Origin of the sequence: Kitasatospora sp. NPDC056800, from assembly GCF_042789775.1 — a bacterium.
In the GTDB taxonomy this organism is placed as follows: Bacteria; Actinomycetota; Actinomycetes; order Streptomycetales; family Streptomycetaceae; genus Kitasatospora.
The window spans coordinates 1-13,531 of the sequence record NZ_JBHUAL010000244.1; the positions used below are offsets into that span (position 1 = coordinate 1).

A 13,531-nucleotide genomic window follows, 5' to 3' on the forward strand; every position below is an offset into this window, starting at 1 on the left:
CGGGGTCTCCCGGGGGCGGCCTTTCCCGTGCTTCCTGGTTGTCCCCGGGGGACGCCCGGTCAGCCGAGCTGCTGCTCGATCGCGCGCAGCTTGCGCTCCAGCGAGTCCAGCTTCGGCATCGACAGGGTGTCGTCGTCGGCCGTCAGGTCGATGGTCGAGTCGCTGCGGGACGACCCGGTGCCGGAGGACGCGTACGAGGAGGACGCGTACGAGGAGCCGACGGCGGCGCGCGGCCGGCGGCCGGCGTCCAGGGCGGCCGGCTCGAAGGAGTCGGCGGACCGGTGCGAGTCCGCGTACGAGGAGGCCGGGGAGGTCGGGGTGGTGGCGTCGGTTTCCGCGGCTAGGGCAGGCTCCGTAGCGCTCGGGCCGTCTCCGGCAGCCGTGAGGGCGGGAACCTGGCGGCCGCCGCGGCCCCGGGCGAGCATGCCGCCCTGGCGCGAGATGGCCTTCAGCTCGGCCCGCTCGCGGCGGTCGGCGGTGCGGGCGCGGGCCTTGGCGTCCAGCTTCGCCTGACGCTCCTCGCGCACCTCCTCGACCGCCTCGTCCAGGCTGCGGACGTTCTCCAGCAGCATCAGCGACCAGGCCGCGTAGGTCTCGCGCGGGGCGCGCAGCCAGCGGACGATGCGGATCTGCGGCAGCGGGCGCGGCACCAGGCCCTGCTCGCGCAGCGCGGCCTTGCGGGTCTGCTTCAGCGCGCGGTCGAACAGGATCGCCGCCGAGATCGACATGCCGGAGAAGAACTGCGGGGCGCCGTCGTGCGACACGCCGCGCGGGGCGTGCACCCAGTTGAACCAGGCCGAGGCGATCGCGAACACCCAGACCAGCAGGCGCGAGCCGAGCGCGGCGTCACCGTGGCTGGCCTCGCGGACGGCGAGCACCGAGCAGAACATCGCGGCGCCGTCCAGGCCGAACGGGACGAGGTACTCCCAGCCGCCGGACAGGCCCAGGTTCTCCTTGCCGAAGCCGACCAGGCCGTGGAAGGAGAGGGCCGCGGCGACGCCGGCGCAGCAGAACAGCAGCGTGTACGAGGAGATGCCGTAGATCATCTCCTTGCGCCGGCGGCGCTCCTCGCTGCGCTCCCAGGAGTCGCCGGACTCGTCCTTCTTCGAGCTCTTGAAACGCAGCGTCGCCAGCAGGACGGCGACGAACAGCAGGGCTGCGCCGCCGATGACGGTCCAGACCAGCTGTATGGAGGTCAGGTTCATTGCGGGTCGGGCCTCGGGTTTCCGCAGGGGACAGGATCACAGCGCGACACAGGTGGTCAGGGCCCGCTGTACGGGCACCGCCTGACGGTCGGTTCGTCGCCGCACGGCATGCCCGCCGCGCCCGCGCAGGGGCGGACGGGACGCCTGTGCGGCTAGACGATATCGCGTCCGAAGGGGCGGCATGTTACGGGAGGGCGGCTTCCTCCTGCCAATCGACCCGCCGGTTGGATAGGGGAGGGGTGGACGGGGTATCCGACGGCCGGGCCGATGCCCGATCATTGGTCGGCGGACCGTCAGAACGCCTGGCGGGAGCAGGGGGAGAGGACGGCATGGTCTCGATCTGGGAGTACCTGCGCGGGGACAAGAGCTACACCTTCGACAACCCCGGCGGTCAGCACAAGGTCATACTCACCAAGTCGACTCCGCAGCACGCGATCACCGGGTCGGCCGCCACCACCGGCTACCTCTACGTCAACCTGCACTGGACGATGAGCGCCGGGGGCTCCCGCCGGCCGAGCGCCCGGGAGTCCGTCAAGCGGTTCTTCAGCCCGCGGATCCTGCGGCCGCAGGACCCGGACTCGCCGCAGAACAGCGAGCCGATGAACGTCGACCTCGACCTGGCCTGCATGTACGAGCTCTCCGACGGGAGCACCGGCGTGGTGCAGCCGCTCGGCGGGCTCTTCGGCGACCTCCAGAACGCGCCGTACATCAAGCTCAGCGGCGACGACCAGTACGGGGCGCCGTCCGGCGAGACGATGTACGTCAACCTGGAGAAGAAGGACAAGTTCAAGCGGCTGCTGATCTTCGTCTACATCTACGACGGCACGCCGGCCTTCGAGCAGTCGCACGCGGTGGTGACGATCGTGCCGCAGACCGGGCCGCGGATCGAGATCAAGCTGGAGGAGCGGGCCCGGGCGGCGCGCTCCTGCGCGGTGGTGCTGATCGAGAACGCGGGGGACAACCAGCTGACGGTGCGGCGCGAGGTGCGGTACGTCAACGGGTTCCAGGCGGACATCGACCGGCTGTACGGGTTCGGGATGCAGTGGCAGCGCGGGTACAAGGGCGACTGACGCCGGCGGGCGCGGCGGTTCCACGGTGGCGGGCGGTGCGTGTGGCGGTTCCACGGCGGAGGGCGGTGCGCGCGGCGGGGCCGGGGTCGTCCGGCGGCCCCGCCGGGGGTGTCAGCGGGGCTGGAACTGCGGGCCCTGCGGGGGCAGCGCGAACTCCTCGCCGGTGGGCGCCGGGGGCTGGGCCGCCGGCGGCTGCGGCGGGACGGGCGGCTGCTGGCCGGTGCCGGGCTGCGGGTAGCCGTAGCCGGCGGGGCGCTGCTGCTGCGGCGGCGCGGGCTGGTTCTGCTGGGGGTACCCGTAACCGCCCGGCTGCTGCTGGTAGGGCTGCTGGCCGGTGCCCGGTTGCGGGTAGCCGTAGCCGCCGGTGGGCTGCTGCGGCGGTGCGGGCTGCTGCTGGGGGTAGCCGTACCCCGTGCCGGGCTGCTGGGGGTAGCCGTAGCCGGTGCCGGGTCGGTTGCTCGGGGGAGCGGTGGGCGGCGGGGGCACGGTCGGCGGGGCGGTGGGCGGCGGCGGGGTCGCCGGCGCGGGCGAGGCGTTCGCGGCGGTGGCCGGGGCCGGGGCCGGTGCGGTGGTCGGGGTGGGCGGTGACTGCGGGACGGCCGGGGCCAGGGTGAAGGTGCCCGGCTCGGGGGTGGTCGAGCGCGGGTCCGGCAGCGGGGTGCTGCGCGGGTCGAACGCGCCGGACGGGGCGGGGGTGGCGCCGGGGGCCTGGTCGGCCTCCGCCTCGTCGTCCACGGTGATGCCGAAGTCGGTGGCGAGGCCGATCAGCCCGGAGGTGTACCCCTGGCCGATCGCCCGGAACTTCCAGGCCCCGGAGCGGCGGTACAGCTCGCCCGCGACCAGGGCGGTGACGTTCTCGGCGTCGTCGATCGCGAACTCGGCGAGTGCGGGGACGCCCTCACCGGCCGTGGCGTCGAAGAGCAGCAGGCGCAGCCCCGGCACGGCGCGGAACGGCCCGCCCTCGGAGGAGCCGGCCAGCACCACGCGGTCCACCTCGGCGGGCAGCTTGCCCAGTTCGACCTCGACCGTGTCGATGATCTCGGCGCCGCCGGAGGTCTGCTGCTTGGGCAGGTGGCGGACCAGGCCGGAGGGGTGGCGGGGCTGGTTGTAGAAGACGAAGTCGGCGTCCGAGCGGACCTTTCCGGAGGCGCCGAGCAGCAGCGCGGACGCGTCCACGTCCGGCGCACCGGGCGTGGCGCTCCAGCGCAGCACGGCGCGGACCGCCGCCGCCGGCAGTGCGATGTTGGCGCCCTTGGCCATCACGTGCGTCATAGCCGACCATCCTGCCTGTTCGCCACCCCTTCGGACAACGTGACCGGACCGGTCCGCGCGGAGTCGGACTTTGCCAAGACTTGCGCTTTCCGAGGTTTGCCGCCGTCGTTTCCGGGATGGGGCGCCGGTGCGCCCATGATCGTCCAAGTGGACCGGGATGTTCCGGGAGTTCAGTGCCGGGGAACCGGGACCGGCCGGATCCCGTCCGTACGATGGGCGGTCGAAAGGTCTCCGGGGGTTCGGCGGAGGGGCGTCCGGCGGCGGCGTGCCCGGGAACCTTGGCGCCCGGTCGGCCGGTTGACCAGGGTGTCGTCGGCAACGGGCCGGGGGCCGGTCCACTTCCTGGAGGAGAGCACCTTGCGCCATTTCGGCCACCTCGCCGAGGACGTACGCGGCCGGCTCTTCCTGGAACAGCCGCGCCCGTTCAGCGCGCGGAGCGGGCCGGAGGTGATCGCCACCGCCCTCGGCGGCACCCTCTACAGCCCGGCCACCAGGCCCGCCCTGGCCGCCGACATCCGCAAACTCGCTGGTCGGGGCGTGGTGTCGATGGTGCTCTGCCTGGAGGACGCGATCGCCGACCACGAGGTGGACGCGGGCGAGCGGAACCTGGTCGAGCAGTTGAATGACCTGGTCAAGGACTTCACCGACTGTACACAGAGCCACCCCCTGCTCTTCATCAGGGTCCGCAGCGCCGCCCAGATCCTCGACCTGGCCGAGCGTCTCGGCCCGGCCGCCGAACTGCTCAGCGGCTTCGTGCTGCCGAAGTTCACCCCGGCGAACGGCGGCGGGTACCTGGCCGCGCTGGCCGCCGCCGAGGCCGCGACCGGGCGGCGGCTGTTCGCCATGCCCGTCCTGGAGTCGCCCGAACTCGCCCACCTGGAGACCAGGCGGGAGCAGCTGTTCGGCATCGCCCAGCTGCTCGCCGCCCACCGCGAACGGGTGCTCGCCGTCCGGCTCGGGGTCACCGACCTCTGCTCCGCGTACGGCCTGCGGCGCTCGCCCGACCTCACCGCGTACGACGTGGCGCTGGTCGCCTCGGTGATCGGGGACGTGGTCAACGTGCTCGGCCGGGCGGACGGCACCGGGTACACCGTCACCGGACCGGTCTGGGAGTACTTCCCGGTGCAGGAGCGGATGTTCAAGCCGCAGCTGCGCCGGACCCCGTTCGCCGGGGCCTCCGTCCCGGCCGCGGCCGGGGTGCTCCGGGCCTCCGGCGAGGAGGTCCGCCGGCGGATCATCGAACACGACCTGGACGGGCTGATCCGGGAGGTCGAACTCGACCGGGCCAACGGCCTGCTCGGCAAGACCTGCATCCACCCCAGCCACGTACCGGCCGTGCACGCCCTCTCCGTGGTCACGCACGAGGAGTACTGCGACGCCCGCGACATCCTCCGGCAGGAGCATGACGGCGGCGGGGTACTGCGCTCGGCGTACACCAACAAGATGAACGAGGCCCGGCCGCACCGGGCCTGGGCGGAGCGGGTGCTGCTGCGGGCGGAGGTGTTCGGGGTGGCCCGGGAGGACGTGAGCTTCGCCGAACTGCTGTCGGCCTGCCTGTGCGGCTGACGGCGCCCGGACGGACACGACGAACGCACCGACGGACATGACGAACGCACCCGTGAACGCCGGCTACGAACGCACCGACGAACGCACCATCGCACCACCGAAGGCAGGACCAGCAGTGACAGCAACACCGCAGACGTGGACCGGCCGTTGGGTCGCCGACCGGGCCGGGATCGCCCTGACCGGCTCCGAGCGCCTCCCCGAACTCGTCGGCCTGGCGCTGCGCTCGGGGAACCCCAAGCGCGCCCACCTGCTGGTCTCCACCGTGCTCGGCAAGCATGTGCCGCAGCGGCCCTCGGTGGTCCACGGCGCCGGGCTCGAACTCGGCCGCCGGGTCCGCGACCTGCTCGGCGCGGAGGCGGCCGGGCGGGCCGTCGTACTCGGCTACGCGGAGACGGCCACCGGCCTCGGCCACAGCGTCGCCGACGGCCTGGACGCCCCCTACCTGCACTCCACCCGCCGGCCGGTGCCCGGCCTGGACCCGGTCGGCGGCTTCGAGGAGGAGCACTCGCACGCCACCTCGCACCTGCTGCTCCCCGCCGACCCCGGACTCCTCGCCGGCGACGGGCCGCTGGTGCTGGTGGACGACGAGTTCTCGACCGGACGGACGGTGCTCAACACCATCCGCGACCTGCACGCCCGCCACCCGCGCGGGCACTACGTGGTGGTCGCCCTGGTGGACCTGCGCTCCGCGGCCGACCGGCGCCGGCTCGATGAGGCCGCCGCCGAACTCGGCGTCCGGCTGGACCTGGTGGCCACCGCGAGCGGCGGCGTCGAGCTGCCGGAGGACGTCGTGGCGCGGGCCGAGCGGCTGATCGCCGAGGCGGCGCCGGCCGCCGCGCCCCCGGTCGGGGAGCCGCCGTCGGCCGGCCCCGCGTCGCTGGACCGGGTCGAACTGGACTGGCCCGCCGGGCTCCCGGACGGCGGCCGGCACGGCTTCACCGCCCACGACCGCGCCCGGCTGGACGCCGCACTGCCCCGGCTGGCCGGGCAGCTCGCCGAGGCCCTGCCCGCCGGTGCGCGGCGGGTGCTGGTGCTCGGCTTCGAGGAGCTGATGTACGCGCCGCTGCGCCTGGCCGACGCCCTCGCCGAGCGGCTCGGCGGCGACCGCGTCCGGTTCTCCACCACCACCCGCTCGCCCGTCCTGGCGGTGGACGACCCCGGCTACGCCATCCGCACCCGGCTCGCCTTCCCCGCCCACGACGACCCGCGGGACGGCGGCTCGCCCGAGCGCTACGCGTACAACGTCGCCCCCGGCAGCGACCCGGCGCGGCGCTTCGACGCCGTGGTGCTGGTGGTGGACGACGTGGCCGACACCCCGGCGCTGCACGAGGGCGAGCACGCGCTGCTCGGCCAGCTGCGGCGGGTGACCGACCGGGTGGTGCTCGCCGTGCTGCCCTCGCACCGGCCGGTGCCCGTCGTGCCCGCTCCGCTCGCCGCGCCCCTGTCTTCGGAGTTGCCCGGTTCTTCGGAGTTGCCCGCGCCCCTGTACGGGCCGGCGTTCTCCTCGTACCCCGCCGAGGAGGTGGCCTGGCTGCTCAAGGACCTCTCCGGGGTCGCGCTCGAAGCCCCCACCGAGGAGCGCGAGGAGGCCGTCCAGAACGGTGGCGCCCACTACGCCGAGTCGCTGCCGGTCGAGTACCAGCCCAGCCCCGAGTACCAGGAGCTGTTCCACCAGGCGCTGCGCGGCTCCGCCGGCCGGATCGCGCTCGCCGTCGGCACCGTCGCCGAGACGCTGCTGCGCGAGCGCGGCCCCGGGCTGGTGCTGGCCTCGCTGGCCCGGGCCGGCACGCCCGTCGGCATCCTGGTCCGCCGCTGGCTGGCCTTCGCCCACGGCCTGTCGGTGCCGCACTACGCGGTCTCGATCGTGCGCGGCCGCGGCATCGACCCGGTCGCACTGCGGTACCTGGCGGCCCACCACCGGGCGCAGGACGTGGTGTTCGTGGACGGCTGGACGGGCAAGGGCGCGATCACCCGCGAACTGGCCGACGCGCTGGCCGGCACCGGCTTCGACCCGGACCTCGCGGTGCTCGCCGACCCGGGCCGCTGCGTGCGGACGTACGGCACCAGGGACGACTTCCTGATCCCGTCCGCCTGCCTCAACTCCACGGTCTCCGGGCTGGTTTCGCGCACCGTGCTGCGCGCCGGGCTGATCGGGCCGGACGACTTCCACGGCGCCAAGCACTACGCCGAGCTGGCCGGGAACGACGTCTCGGCGCTCTTCCTGGACGCGGTGGCCGCCCGCTTCGGCGAGGTCCGCGCCGCGGCGGTCGAGGGCGCCGACCGGCTCGCCGCCGACCCGCACCGGGAGCCCGACCGGGCCGGCTGGGCCGCCGTCGAGCGGATCAGCGCCGAGTACGGCATCGACAACGTCAACCTGGTCAAGCCCGGTGTCGGCGAGACCACCCGGGTGCTGCTGCGCCGCGTCCCCTGGCGGATCCTCGCCCGGCGCGGCGCCGGGGCGGACCTCGACCACGTCCGGCTGCTCGCCGCCCAGCGCGGCGTCGAGGTCGAGGAGGTGGACGGCCTGCCGTACACCTGCGTCGGCCTGATCCACCCCCGCTACAGCCGCGGGGCGACCGGGGGAGACGGGCGCGCGGTGGCCGACGGGGGCACCGTGACCGAGACGACGGGGAGGGAATCCTGATGGGTGTCCTGGTGGCCAGCGACCTCGACCGGACGCTGATCTACTCCGAGCGGGCCATGGCCCTGGCCGGGCCCGACCGGCTGGCGCCGAGGCTGCTCTGCGTCGAGGTGTACCAGGGGCGGCCGCTGTCCTTCATGACCGAGCGGGCCGCCGGGCTGCTCGCCGAACTCGCCCGGGAGGCCTGCTTCGTGCCGGCCACCACCCGCACGCCGGAGCAGTACGGGCGGGTCAACCTGCCCGGCCCGACGCCGGACTGGGTCCCCGCGTACGCGATCTGCGCCAACGGCGGGCAGCTGCTGGTGGACGGCGTGCCGGACGGTGACTGGCGGGCCGAGATCACCGCGCGGATAGCCGCCGGCTCGGCCCCGCTGGAGGAGGTCGTCCGGCGGCTCGCCCTGTGCGCCGACCCGGAGTGGACGCACAAGCGGCGGGTCGCCGACGAGCTGTTCGCCTACCTGGTGGTCGAGCGCGCCGCGCTGCCGGAGGGCTGGCTGGCGGAGCTGACCGGATGGTGCGCCGAGCGCGGCTGGACGGTCTCCCTGCAGGGCCGCAAGGTGTACGCGGTGCCCGCGCCGCTCACCAAGAGCGCCGCGCTGGCCGAGGTCGTCCGGCGCCGCGGCGCGGACACCGTGCTGGCGGCCGGGGACTCGCTGCTCGACGCCGACCTGCTGCTCGCGGCGGACGCGGGCTGGCGCCCGGGGCACGGCGAACTCGCGGACAGCGGCTGGACGGCCCCTGGCGTCACCGCCCTGACGGAGGTGGGGGTGACGGCGGGGGAGGAGATCGTCCGGCGGTTCCTGGCGGGGGCGTCGGCCCTGCCGGTCGGGGGCTGACCCCCGGGTCCGGGTTCGGATCCGGGTTCGGCTGCGGGTGGGTCAGCCGCAGCAGCCGCCGCCGCAGCAACCGCCCCCGCCCCCGGCGGGGGCCTGCGGGGCGGCGGCCGCGCCGCCCGTGACGGCGACGGTGGACAGCAGCTTCACGGTGTCCTGGTGGCCCTGCGGGCAGACGGCGGGGTCGTTGGCCTGGGCCATCGGGCGGCGGAGCTCGAAGGTGGCGCCGCAGGAGCGGCAGCGGAAGTCGTAGCGAGGCATACCGGCAGGGTACCGAGCGGGGTCCCCGCCGGCAGCCCGCTTCCGGTGCTTCCAGGGCTTCCGGCTGCTTCGGTGCTACCGATGCCTTGGCGCTCCCGGTGCTACCGGTGGCCGCCGAGGTCCCCGCGGATCAGCTCGATCACCCGGGCCGCCGTGTCCCGCACCGCCGCGAGCTCGGTCAGGAAGTGCCAGTAGTCGGGGTGCCGGCCGGCCGCCTCCAGCGTGGCCACGGCGCGGTCCAGCCGGGCCACCGCCTCGTCCAGCGGGGCGGCGTGCCGCGGGTCCGGCGCGCTGCGCCCGGCCATCGCCAGCCGCTGCGCGTCCCGGATGGCGAAGCGGGCGCGCTCGATCTCCCGGTTGGGGTCGTGCTGCACCTCGTTCAGCTGCCGCAGCCGGTCGTTCGCCGCGAGCACCGAGCCGTCGGCGGTCTCCAGCAGCGCGCGGACCGTCCCGATCGCGGCGGTGGCGTCGGCCCAGCGCTGCTCGTCCCGGGCCCGGGCGGCCTCGGCGAGCTTGCGCTCGGCGGCCCGCCCGGCCTCCGCGACCTGGTCCGGCACCCGCTGGAGGTCCTGCCAGCAGGCGGTGCTGAACCGGCGGCGCAGCTCGCTCAGGGCGGGCTCGACCGTCTCGGCCTTGGTCTCCAGCGCCTGGATGCGGGTCCGCAGGCTCGCCACCCGCCGGTCGATCTCCCGCGCCCGCTCCGGCAGTTGTCCGGCGTCGGCGGCGATCGCCTCGGCGCGCTGCTTCACGTCCTCCGCGCGCCGCAGGGTGTCCGCGACCCCGTGCCGGGCCGGGCCCTCGTTCAGCCGGCCGAGCTCGGGCGCCAGTTCGGCGAGCCGGGCCGCCAGGTCGTCCGCCCGCAGGCCGGCGCCGCGCGCCCCGTCCAGCGCGGTGGTGGCCGCGAGCAGCGCGCGCTTGGCCTGCTCGACCGCCGGGGTGACCCGCATCAGCTGCTGCTCGGCGTGCTCGACGGTCGGCTGCAGGCGGCGCAGGAAGTCGTTCAGCTCCGCGCGGGCCGAGCCGAGCTGGCTCTTCACGTCCTCCAGCCGGCGCCTGGCCTGCGCGGCCGTGCCGGCGTCCAGGGTCTCGCTGTCCAGGTTGTGGGCGTCGAGCGCGGCGAGGTAGTTCACGGTGACCTGCTCGACCCGGCCGGAGATCGCCGCCAGGTCGGCCAGCGCGCGCTGCGCCGTCGGGCCCTCCTCGGCCGCTCGGACGGTCTCCACCGCGAGCTGCACCTCGCGCTGGGTCTCCTCCAGCTCGTAGAACGCCTCCTGGGCCGCCGCCCGGGCCTCCCGGGCCTGCGCCCGTCCACCCTCGCCGCCGCCGCGCCGGCCCCACCAGCCGCCGGTTCCGGCGGAGGCCACCCCGACCGCGGCCAGCGCACCCGCCAGTGCCACCGGCACCACCAACGCGTCGGCCAGTGCCGCCCCCGCCCGACGCCGCCCCCGCCCGCTCCCGCCGGCCACCGTCACTGCGCGCTCCCTGCTCCGACCCGCTGATCCGGCCCCCATTCTCCCCGATCCCCCCGCCGGCCCGGCACCCCCTCCCACCCCGCCCGCCGCACGGCCCCGCCCCTCACCGGGCGCCCGTCCCCCACCACCTCCCGGGACCAGGTACCCTAGGCTCTCGTCGTGCGCCCGGTCGGGCCACGGCAGGGGGCGCGTAGCTCAGTGGTAGAGCGCTGCTCTTACAAAGCAGATGTCGGCGGTTCGAAACCGTCCGCGCCCACAGCGCAACAGGCCCGCAGCGATCATGCTGCGGGCCTGTTGACTGCACTGTAAGGAGGCTGCCAGCGTCCGGCTGCCGGGAGCGGTGTGCGGCTTCGCTGAGCCAGCCCGGTCGACCTTGTCAGGCTGAGTCTGGGAGCGTGCTTGGCGAGCTGATGTGCCAGTCGGTGCACATTCGCGAGGCGAACTCGGCCAGTGAAGAATAGGCGCCGGCCGGCAGGGTGCCGGCCGGCGCGTGGTCAACAAGCGCTGAGTTCTGCGACTAGTACGACTCGTCCTCGTCGCTGTCCGGGTCGTCACTGTCGATGAATCCGGCTTGGGCGTCGGGCTCGTTCTTTACGAGCGTGGCATACACCTGGAGTGCGGCATCCCGAGCCTTCGCCCACTCGTCGTGGGTGCCGAAGGGGTGAGGCGGCGGCGAGACGGTGGATGCGCTGAGCTCGGTGGCGGCGTCCATGGCGATCTCCAGGGCCACCGTGAGACGGTCCCGGTTGTCGCGGTCGCGGTCCTCGGGGCTGTCGGCGCCCCGGCTGCGGCGGTTCTCCTGCTGCTTGAGGAACCCGGCCATCACCTTGCTGGGGCTGGCGATCTCGAAGAGCCGGTGTTCGGTCAGCCGCATCGCCTGACGGGTTTCGACAGTCGACCCCGTGATGACGACGCTGCCATCCTCGTTGATGTCGGGGATGTTGTACTCGTGGGTGGGCCGTTCAGGGTCCCACCCCGACCACGCGGTGGCGAGCATGCGCAGGCCGTGGGGGTGGCTCGCCAAGTCGCTGAGGATCACCGGCGGGATGCCGCGGTAGGGGGTGGTGCCCTCGTAGAACTTGGACTCGCGGTCGCGGGTGAGGTAGCCGTCCATGATCAGGGCGTATCCGCCGCCGATCATCAGCGTGGTTCGGGCCGCTGTGTCACCAGCGAGCGCCAGCTCCAGCAGCTCGGTGGGCGCCTTGTAGATCGGCGCCCAGGTGGCGGCAGTCACGGTTTCGATGAGGTAGCCGCCGTCCCCGAAGGCGTTGCGGGCGGTCTGCAGGGAGGCGGGCTTGTGGGTGCCCTTTTCCTTGCGGCTCTTGGACTTGCGGATGTCCCGGTCGACGATGACGCCGAGCATGAAGCTGAACTGCTTGGTCGTCACGGCACGGCGGGCCATGATGTTGCGGATCTCGGCCTTGGCCGCGCGGAACGCGGCACCGCTAGCGAGGCGCTGGGTGCTGTAGATCGCGCGCCAAATGGGGGAAGCGTCGGGGCAGCCGATCAGGTCGGGGAGCTCGGCGAGCGGCGTGACCCCGGTGATGATGTCGCCCTGGATCCGCGTCAGCACGCCGCGGGCGACGAGCCCGTCGATGACCTGGTTGGCGATGTTGTGCCACATCGCGTCCTGGGTCCAGGGGTTCTTCTCGAGGTGCTCGCCGGCGACGAGGTTCTCCACCATCGTGACGAAGGAGAAGGTGCTTTCCGGGGCGAGCGGGTTCGCGGTCGTGATCTGCGTGGTCACTGGCCGGCCTCCGGGGTGTTGCCGTTGTGGGCGCCGACGACTAGGCGGACGGGCACGGTCGTGGCCTGGCCGACGCGGACGACCTGGTCGGTCAGCCCGCGCTGGTAGGCGGTGTTGTAGGTGACGACCTCGTCCCGCACCGCGCGGCGCAGGCTGTTGGGGTCGCGCAGGAGATCCTCGACCACGGCATCGCCGGTGCCCTCGTTGCTCCGCGCGGTGCGGGTCTTCGCAGCGGAGGAGAGCCGGGAGATGCCGTCCACGACGACGGGCAACACACGGGAGGGCGAGCCGTCGGTGAAGGTGACCCTGACCAGGATGACCAGGAGTGGCTCGGACACGCCGCGCTGCATGATCGAGTCTGAGTAGTCGGACTTCGGGGTGTTCAGCGTGCTGACCACCGTCTCGCGGACCAGCTCGGCGAGCTCCTTCGGGGAGGAGAACTCGCACTGGGCCTGTGCGAGTGGGTGACCGTTCCCGTCGTGTTCGTCCAGCAGGCGGGGCGCCGGTACGGACAGGGAGAGGGCGGCGATGCGCGGCTGATACAGCGGGAACAGCATCCGGGCCCAGGCCCGGCATTCGATCACGTCCAGGGCGCCGCCTGGAACGGCTACCTCGCTTAGCAGCGAGACTCCGTTGGGCTGTGCGGTGACCAGCAGGGCGGCCCGTTCGGGTTCGACCTGCAGGGCCGCTGCGGCCTTTTGGGCGTCCTCGTCGAGGTTGGTGCGCGGGTTCTTCTCCAGCCGCATGGCGACCTTCCGCAGTGCAGCGGTGGCCGGCATCTCCGGCAGGGGCAGGGGCCGGCGGGTGATGCTGAGAGCCTCGAGGTCGTGATCCGCCTGGGCGGGGAGCTCGATGTGGGGCTGGAGGTTGTGCGGTTCACGGAAGAGCGGAATGTGCTCGGTCACTGGGTGTGCCCATCGTGACACCGTCGTGCAGCCGAGTTGCTGCACGGCTTTAGCGGCGCGACGCCGGAAGGCCAGAAGTGTCGTCCGCCCACGGAGGGAACTGCCGTCGCCTGACGGGGTGTGCTCCGTGGCGCCTGCCACGTCGTGCAGCAGTACGAACATTCACCGCCCGGATTGCCGGTCGGGTCGCAGTGCCCCAGTGGGGCCACCCGGATTTGGGAGTCCAGGTGTCGTACGTCGCACTGACGCGGTTCGACGCAAGAGGAGCCTGACTCACGATCGGACGATACGTCAAGTCGATAGTCCGATGAGTGAGTTGTCGTCAGGCCGAACCTGATGGTTGGCATGTCCTGGTCCTCACTGACGGCAGGTCCTGGCGGCAAAACCGACGGACATGAAACGGCAAGGAAGGCCGCCAGCGCCCGCCTGTCGGGAGGGGGCGAGGCTTCGCTGAGCCTGCCCGAAAGGACGAACGAGCTTACAAAGCAGATGTCGGCGGTTCGAAACCGTCCGCGCCCACAGCAGGGAGCCCGGTGCCCCCGACCGGGATGGTCGGGGG

At 73.6% G+C, this 13,531-nt stretch carries 10 protein-coding genes and 1 tRNA gene; 5 read left to right on the forward strand and 6 right to left on the reverse strand.

Annotated elements, in window-relative coordinates; genetic code table 11:
- Positions 1-59 precede the first annotated feature (59 nt).
- The gene (locus ACFRQN_RS35880; RefSeq protein WP_380744707.1) at positions 60-1,205 is read right to left on the reverse strand and encodes a DUF2637 domain-containing protein; all 1,146 of its coding nucleotides are present in this window, start codon (positions 1,203-1,205) and stop codon (positions 60-62) included.
- A 329-nt stretch (positions 1,206-1,534) separates the two neighbouring features.
- Here ACFRQN_RS35880 and ACFRQN_RS35885 point away from each other — a divergent pair, with 329 nt between their 5' ends.
- Positions 1,535-2,275, forward strand: coding sequence for a Tellurium resistance (locus tag ACFRQN_RS35885; RefSeq protein WP_049652604.1), 741 nt, complete (start codon positions 1,535-1,537; stop codon positions 2,273-2,275).
- A gap of 111 nt (positions 2,276-2,386) precedes the next feature.
- On the opposite strand, the gene ACFRQN_RS35890 is transcribed toward ACFRQN_RS35885, so the two are convergent.
- Positions 2,387-3,547, reverse strand: coding sequence for a TerD family protein (locus tag ACFRQN_RS35890; RefSeq protein ID WP_380744709.1), 1,161 nt, complete (start codon positions 3,545-3,547; stop codon positions 2,387-2,389).
- 357 nt (positions 3,548-3,904) lie between these two features.
- On the opposite strand from ACFRQN_RS35890, the gene ACFRQN_RS35895 reads away from it, so the two are divergent.
- The 3 genes from ACFRQN_RS35895 to ACFRQN_RS35905 are packed head-to-tail and all read left to right on the forward strand — an operon-like array spanning position 3,905 to position 8,590.
- Complete coding sequence (locus tag ACFRQN_RS35895) at positions 3,905-5,113, forward strand: HpcH/HpaI aldolase/citrate lyase family protein (RefSeq protein WP_380744711.1); 1,209 nt, start codon at positions 3,905-3,907, stop codon at positions 5,111-5,113.
- Positions 5,114-5,150: 37 nt separating this feature from the next.
- Positions 5,151-7,757 carry a phosphoribosyltransferase gene (locus ACFRQN_RS35900; protein WP_380744713.1) on the forward strand — a complete coding sequence of 869 codons (2,607 nt, stop codon included), beginning with the start codon at positions 5,151-5,153 and terminating at the stop codon, positions 7,755-7,757.
- Positions 7,757-8,590, forward strand: a complete 834-nt coding sequence (locus ACFRQN_RS35905) for an HAD family hydrolase (RefSeq protein ID WP_074000779.1) — start codon at positions 7,757-7,759, stop codon at positions 8,588-8,590. The genes ACFRQN_RS35900 and ACFRQN_RS35905 overlap by 1 nt, the downstream gene beginning before the upstream one ends.
- A gap of 42 nt (positions 8,591-8,632) precedes the next feature.
- On the opposite strand, the gene ACFRQN_RS35910 is transcribed toward ACFRQN_RS35905, so the two are convergent.
- The gene (locus ACFRQN_RS35910; protein ID WP_049659427.1) at positions 8,633-8,848 is read right to left on the reverse strand and encodes a zinc ribbon domain-containing protein; all 216 of its coding nucleotides are present in this window, start codon (positions 8,846-8,848) and stop codon (positions 8,633-8,635) included.
- 101 nt (positions 8,849-8,949) lie between these two features.
- Positions 8,950-10,359, reverse strand: a complete 1,410-nt coding sequence (locus ACFRQN_RS35915) for a hypothetical protein (RefSeq protein WP_380744715.1) — start codon at positions 10,357-10,359, stop codon at positions 8,950-8,952.
- Between the two features lie 145 nt (positions 10,360-10,504).
- Here ACFRQN_RS35915 and ACFRQN_RS35920 point away from each other — a divergent pair.
- Positions 10,505-10,576 (forward strand) — tRNA-Val (locus ACFRQN_RS35920).
- Positions 10,577-10,837: 261 nt separating this feature from the next.
- On the opposite strand, the gene ACFRQN_RS35925 is transcribed toward ACFRQN_RS35920, so the two are convergent.
- Together ACFRQN_RS35925 and ACFRQN_RS35930 are read right to left on the reverse strand one after the other, a co-directional pair.
- Positions 10,838-12,067 carry a hypothetical protein gene (locus tag ACFRQN_RS35925; protein ID WP_380744717.1) on the reverse strand — a complete coding sequence of 410 codons (1,230 nt, stop codon included), beginning with the start codon at positions 12,065-12,067 and terminating at the stop codon, positions 10,838-10,840.
- Positions 12,064-12,972, reverse strand: coding sequence for a hypothetical protein (locus ACFRQN_RS35930; RefSeq protein WP_380744719.1), 909 nt, complete (start codon positions 12,970-12,972; stop codon positions 12,064-12,066). The genes ACFRQN_RS35925 and ACFRQN_RS35930 overlap by 4 nt, the downstream gene beginning before the upstream one ends.
- Positions 12,973-13,531: the final 559 nt, after the last annotated feature.